This window comes from Rhodococcus sp. AC861, assembly GCF_979256035.1.
Map to the genome: position 1 here is coordinate 1 of NZ_CEEDMW010000071.1, position 251 is coordinate 251.

Genomic DNA, 251 nt, shown 5'->3' on the forward strand with positions numbered 1-251 from the left:
CTCGAAGGTGGCTCCGCCGACTCCCCCGACGAGCCACGACCTGATGCCACCGGCGAGGGCGCTACGCGGTAACGCGACGGCGCTGACGAACGACACCAAGGCCGCCGACGTCGCCGCGCCGGCGAGCGCCAGCGTCAGTGGCGATGCCCCACCGCGGCCGAGAGAGCCGACGGCATAGACGAATCCGGCGGTCACACCGGCTCCGGCGATCGCGACCCAGAGGTAGCTGGTCGCGGACGACAGAGAGAAGA

Annotated in this window: 1 protein-coding gene; it reads right to left on the reverse strand. The window is 71.3% G+C overall.

Annotation, left to right across the window (positions count from 1 at the left end; translation table 11 throughout):
- Nucleotides 1-251: iron chelate uptake ABC transporter family permease subunit (locus AC0IX4_RS23190; protein WP_471831431.1), on the reverse strand; the 251-nt coding region annotated here is incomplete at both ends.